The 6,072-nt window shown below is 71.3% G+C and carries 3 protein-coding genes; all 3 read right to left on the reverse strand.

Annotation, left to right across the window (positions count from 1 at the left end):
• Positions 1–97 precede the first annotated feature (97 nt).
• The 3 genes from AB0N07_RS43370 to AB0N07_RS43380 are packed head-to-tail and all read right to left on the reverse strand — an operon-like array spanning position 98 to position 5,958.
• On the reverse strand, positions 98–1,810 hold the full coding sequence (locus AB0N07_RS43370) for a carbamoyltransferase N-terminal domain-containing protein (protein ID WP_365845130.1): 1,713 nt from the start codon (positions 1,808–1,810) through the stop codon (positions 98–100).
• A gap of 54 nt (positions 1,811–1,864) precedes the next feature.
• Positions 1,865–5,116, reverse strand: coding sequence for an aminotransferase class III-fold pyridoxal phosphate-dependent enzyme (locus AB0N07_RS43375; RefSeq protein WP_365845133.1), 3,252 nt, complete (start codon positions 5,114–5,116; stop codon positions 1,865–1,867).
• A gap of 17 nt (positions 5,117–5,133) precedes the next feature.
• Complete coding sequence (locus tag AB0N07_RS43380) at positions 5,134–5,958, reverse strand: phosphopantetheine-binding protein (protein WP_365845135.1); 825 nt, start codon at positions 5,956–5,958, stop codon at positions 5,134–5,136.
• Positions 5,959–6,072: the final 114 nt, after the last annotated feature.

Raw genomic sequence — 6,072 nt, forward strand, 5'->3', positions numbered from 1 at the left:
TCTTCATGTGCACGCGCGCCTGGAGTCTGTATCGCCCCAACCGTCCGTTCACGCGGCGGCCTGCGGCCGCCGGGCCCTCGCCAGATCAAACGCGCTCTCAGACCGTCGAGTCTTCTCGCCGATACAGGACGCCCTCGCTCCACACCAGGTCGAGTTGGCCCCACTCGATCGCCGACGCGACGTCGGGGAAGAAGCTGCGGCCGTTGTAGTTCGCGCTCGTGTTGCACAGGACCGGGATGCCGCTGCACTTGTAGTACTCGCGCAGGATGGCGTGCAGGTTCGGGTCGTCGGACGCGTTGACGGTCTGCAGCCGTGCGGTGCCGTCCAGGTGCATGATGGCCGGGACGCGGTCGACCCACTCGGGACGGACCCAGTGTTCGAACAGCATGTACGGGTCCGGCGTGCCCGGGTGGAACACGGTCGGGGCATGCTCTTCCAGGCAGATGGGCGCGACCGGCCGGTAGGGCTCCCGGCTCTTCACGTCGTTCAGGAGCCTCTTCATCGACGCCTCGACCGCCGATGCGATGATGCTGCGTCCGCCGAGCGCGCGTGGTCCGAGTTCAGCACGGCCGTCGAGCACGACCGCGGGCTGGCCTGTGGCGTGCAGGATCCGGGCCAGTTCCTCCGGCGTGCAGGGCGACGTGCTCCAGCCGCGCGGCACGTCCGGCGTCGGTTCGAGAGCCGGGCCCAGCCGGGTGCCCCACTGGATCGGCCGGAGCCCGGAGCCGCCGGCCGCGGCCAGGCAGGCCGTGCCGATGGCGACGCCGGAGTCGTCGGGGAACGGCGGCACCCACATGGCCTTGATCGTCGGGTGTGAGCGCAGGGCGCTGTTCCACTTGATGTTCAGCGCGCAGCCGCCGGCGAAGCACAGGTTCCAGGCGCCGCCGCCCTTCCACGCCTGGATCTTCTTGGCCACCCGGTCGATCAGCAGTTCCTCGAGGAACGTGTGGACGCTGGCCAGTACGTCCTCGTCGGAGAACCCGAGCACGGCGGTGCGGGCCTGCACGGCGGAGAGGAACTGGTGCACGTAGGCGTGCGACGGCTCACCGGTGCTGCCGCACCCGATGATGGCCCGCCGGTACTCCCGCACCCGCGGCGAGTCGGCGTCGAAGAACTCGAAGAACTCCTCGCGGAAGACCTGTTTGATCTTCTCCTGCGAGGTGCCCAGGGCGATGTACGCCATCATCTTCCCGGCCACGGAGAGGTCGTCGACGTTCTTCGACTTGTTCTGCCGCTTGAACGGGCCCCAGTACTGCGAGGTCATCGCGTAGGTGTGGCCGATGAGCGGGAACGCCTCGCCGCCGGCCTCGATCCGGCCGTCGACGTCCACGCAGTACAGCCGCGGGAAGCAGCCGCCGTCCCAGACCAGCACCATCGACGGCTCGCCGCGGCGCGCGAACGGGCTGGTGCAGTAGGCCGAGGCGAGGTGCCCGGCGACGTGGACGTAGCTGTCGTAGTCCAGCGCCTGGCCGCCTATCACGATCCGGCCGCGGTGTCCCGGCAGCGCCGGGTCGGGCACCAGGTCGGTCTCCCGGTAGGGGGCGACCAGGACCTCGGTCTGGATCCCGTCGGCGAGCACCTTGACGTGGCCGTTGGCGGCGCCGTCCCAGCCGTCCAACGCCCACGTGCCGACGTCGCCGACCTTGAGGTCGAACTTGTCCAGGACGCCGACCAGGTCGTCGAGTTCGTCGACATTGCTGTACCGGGCGCCGTTGGCGATCTTCTGCATCTCGACGTTGAACACCAGACGGTCCTCGTCGAGGATCGCGATGCCGCCGCTCTGCGTGAGTTTCAATCCTGCCGTGATCATGGTCTTGCGGCTCCCGTGGGTCCGAGGCTGATGTGGTCGTTTCCGAGGTGGTGCTCAGAGGTCGTCATGGTCGGGCCGGTCCAGTTGTGCCAGTGGGCGCTCGCCGTGCGCGACCAGGCCGGCGAGCAGGTTCTGGTAGCGGCGCGCGACGTCGGCGGCGAGGTCGGGGGCGACGGCGTCCGTCGCGATCTCGAAGTCGCACCGGAAGCCGTCCGCGCCCTCGATGATGTTCAGCGCCAGGGGGTGGCCGGTGTGAGTGATCGGCAGCGGGTCGGCCTCCGACACCGTGAGTCCGTCCATCGGGGGCGCCGCCACGCGGCGGTAGAACGAGATGGACGTCGCGAGCAGGTCGGCACGCAAGCCGGTGCCGGGCGCGAGTTCCTCGATCAGGTCGGCGAACGGGTGGTCCTGGGTCTCGAGCCCGGTCACGAGGTGTTCCATGACGTCGGCCACGTAGTCCGCGGCCAGGACGTCCGCCGTCCGTCGCAGACGCAGCGGCAGCAGATTCGAGCAGTACCCGACCACCTGGTCCAGCTCCGGCGGGCGGCGGGCGGCCAGGACCGGGACGACGATGTCGTCCTGCCCCGTCACCTGGTGCAGCACGGCGCCCCAGGCCGCGACCAGGTAGGCGAACACCGTCGCGCCCTGCTCTCGGGCGGTCTCGCGCATCCGGTCGCAGAACTCGGAGTCGAGCCGGACGCTGTGCCGCACCGCCCTGTAGGGGAAGGGCCCGGACGTTCCGGACTCGGGCAGCTCCAAGGCGGCCGCACCCTGGAGCAGAGTGCGCCAGTAGTCCCGGTGCTCGACGGCGTCGGGGCCGCCGGCGACCCGCTCGTGCCACGCGGTGTAGTCCCGGAACTGCGCCGCGGGCGGCAGCAGGGGCCTGACGTCCTGACAGCCGGCGTTGTACAGCGCGACGAGGTCGTCGACCAGGACGCTGAACGACCAGCCGTCCACCGCGGCGTGCGCCCCGGAGATCAGCAGCAGATGCCGCTCCGGAGCGGTCTGCACGATCGCGGCGCGGAACACCGGCCCGGCCGCGAGGTCGAGCCGCTGCTCGGCCCAGGACTGCCGGAAGCAGTCGAGGTCGTCGTCATCCGGGCAGACGTGTTCGGTCAGAACCTCGTCCAGCACCGTCTCCGCGGCGCGATGCACGACGAGCGTCACGCCGTCGGCAGCCAGCGTGGTCCGCAAGGTCTCGTGCCGCGCGACCAGGCCCCGCACGGCGCCGCGCAGCGCGTCTCGGTCCAGCCGACCGTCCAGCCAGAAGCCGACGGACATCTGATACGCCGGCACGCCGCCCTCGTCCAGTGCCGCCTGCTGCCGCTGCGCGAGGGTGCTGCGCGGCGCGGACGGCGACACCACGGCCCCGGCCGGGGCCTCCCGGCCGGGGCCGAGCACACCGTGCTCCCGCAGCTCGGTGATCGAGTCGCGGACCGCTGCCCGGATGTGGTCGAGGTCGGCCTGCTCGTGCGCCGTGGACAGGAAGAAGTTGCGCAGCTCCCAGACGAACACGCCGCGGTCGAGCAGGTTGAGGTACAGGGGGTCCATGTTCTGTTCGTGCTCGAACCGGAAGAACGAGGAGAACCGGCGGACCTCGATCGGCACGTCGAGCTCGCGGAAGTCGTCGTTCAGCCGGTCGACGAACACCTCTGTCCTGCGATCGAGGTCCCGTTGCAGGGCCGGGCCCGCGCCGCGAAGGTGGTCCAGAACCGCCCGGGCCGCCACCATGGTCATCGGATGCTGGCTGAACGTGCCGGCGAAGAAGGTGGACTCCGCGGTCGGGCGGGAGTCGTCGCCGAAGTCCCATACTCCGCCGTCGATCGTGTCCATGATCCCGCCCCGGCCGGCGATCACGCCGATCGGCATGCCGCCGCCGATGATCTTGCCGTACGTGGCCAGGTCGGCCTCGATGCCGTAGAGCCCCTGGACACCGGCCGGGTGGCAGCGGAACCCCGTCACCATCTCGTCGAAGATCAGCTTCGTGCCGTGCCGCCGGGTGATCTCCCGAACCCGGCGCAGGAACTCAGGGTTCTGCACTCCCGGGGTGCGGAGGGTCACCGGCTCGGTCATCACCGCGGCGAGCCGCGGACCGTGCCTGTCGATGAACTCCAGAGCTTCCTCGGAGCCGAATTCGAGCACGTGCACGTTCTCCACCGCGCGCGCCGGGATGCCCGAGGTGATCGGCCGGGTGGTCCGCACACCGTTCTCGAAGGAGGCCGTGGCGAGCACGCTGTCCGCGTGACCGTGGTAGGCGCTGGAGAAGGCCACGACGTCGTCGCGGCCGGTCGCGGTCCGGGCGATGCGCAGGGCGGTCATGACCGCTTCGGTGCCGGTGTTCAGGAAGGCGACCCGCTCCATGCCGGTGAGTTCGATCAGGCCGGCGGCGACCTCCTCGACCACCTCGGTGCGCGAGGCGATGACGAAGCCGAGGTCCATCCGCTCGCGCAGGGCCGCCATGACGGCGGGCGGGTTGTGCCCGAGGAGGTGGACGCCCCAACCCAGGGTGAGGTCGACGTACTCGTTGCCGTCGATGTCCCACAGCCGCGCGCCTTGCCCGCGGTCGGCGACGATGGGGTACAGCATCTCCTTGGTCGTCGGACGGAAGCCGATGGACGAGCGGCTGTCGGCGATCAGCGGGCGGAACCGCTGGGCGAACTCCTTCGAGCCCTTCGTCCTGCTTCCGAACCGCTCGGCCAGGACCTTGAGATACCGGACACGCGCTTCCGACTCCACGAGGCCTGCTCCGCCGCGCGCACCGGGTGCGAGCGGGGCGGCCGCCGGCCGGGATGAGGCCGGTCGCCCTGCCGGACGGGCTGCGGGCGCCGGTTCGACGACGACCGGTCCGGCGCCCGAGGCGGCACCGCCCGCCAGGAGTTCGAGCTGGCTTCGCATGACGGCGAGCTGTTCGGTGATCAGCCGCTCGACGGCCGTCGTGGCTCCGGGCGCCGACACGGTGTCTGCCGAAACCGGCGCCACCGGCGCGGGTGCGGGGGTCTGCGGCACGTGGACGGCCGCGGTGGTCACGGCACCGGTGGCCGGGGTCGCCGCAGCCTCCGGCGGCGTCGTGGCCGACGCGTTCGCCGCCAGGTGCGCCGCCAGCGCGGCAGGCGTCTGGATCTCGCCGAACAGCTGCCGGAGCGAGACCTTGCAACCGAATCGTTCCTCGACCAGCCGCAGCATGCCGAGCAGTGCCATCGAGTCCGCACCGAGGTCGGCGAACGAGATGTCCGGATCCAGTGCGTCCGGCCGGATGTCGAAATAGCCGCCGACCATCGCGACGACCTCTGGGAGCAGTGGCTCCACGGTGTTCTCCTCGTGGTTCACGTCAGCCGACCCTGGGTCAGGTGCGCCGCCAGGCGGTCGATCGTCGGGTTCTTCAGCAGATCGATCGTCGGCAGGGAGACGCCGAGCTCCGTCCCGATCCGGCGGGCCAGCCGCACGGCGAGCACCGAGTCGTCGTTGATGTCGAAGATGCTCTGGTCGTAGCGGTCGACCTCGGTGCGCAGCACCTCGGTCCACAGCTTCGCCAGCAGCCGCTTCAGCTCCTCGCCGCGCGGCGGGCCGACGGGGGCCGTCGGCGGCGCCTGGTCCGGTTCGTCCAGCCGCAGCCTGCTGCGATACAGCGGATGTGCCGGCAGCGGGACCCGGTGGGGCTCATGGCCGGACCAGTCCGACCAGTCCACCGGCACACCCGCGGTCCACAGTCGGGCCGCCTCGTGGAGCAGCCGCGCCACCGGCGACGAATCGGAGCCGCCGTCCGGGCCGAGGTCCCCCGGCAGCGGTTCAGCCGGGGTTCCGATGACGACCACCGTCGCCCCGTCCGCAGTCCGGCCCCCGAAGGCCTCCGCCGGCCGGCCGCCCTCCCACACGTCCCGAGTCCAGTGCAGCGGGTCGAGGGCTCGCGACTCGGGCAGCTCGCCGCCCACGACGGCCGACAGGATCGGGACGCGCGGGACCCGTGGCCGCACCTGAGGCGGGCCGTCGAGCAGCCCGGCCCGCCAGGACAGCAGAGCCAGCGCCTCGGTCTCGTCGAGGACCCCGCTGAAGCAGGCCGCGAGGACTTCACCGGCTCCGGCGCCCCCGACCGCGTCGGGCCGCGCGCCGGATTCTGCCCACAGCGTCGCGAGCACCAGTGCGGCAGTCATCCGCGCGGCCTGCGGACTCTGCGCGCGGTTGACCCCAGTGTTTGAACGGAAGGTGGCGTAGGGCCGTACGCGAGGTTGGCGGCTCGGCCCTGCGGGCCCGGTCCGCCGTGCCAG

The sequence above is a fragment of the Streptomyces sp. NPDC051172 genome (assembly GCF_040682555.1).
Taxonomy (GTDB): domain Bacteria; phylum Actinomycetota; class Actinomycetes; order Streptomycetales; family Streptomycetaceae; genus Streptomyces.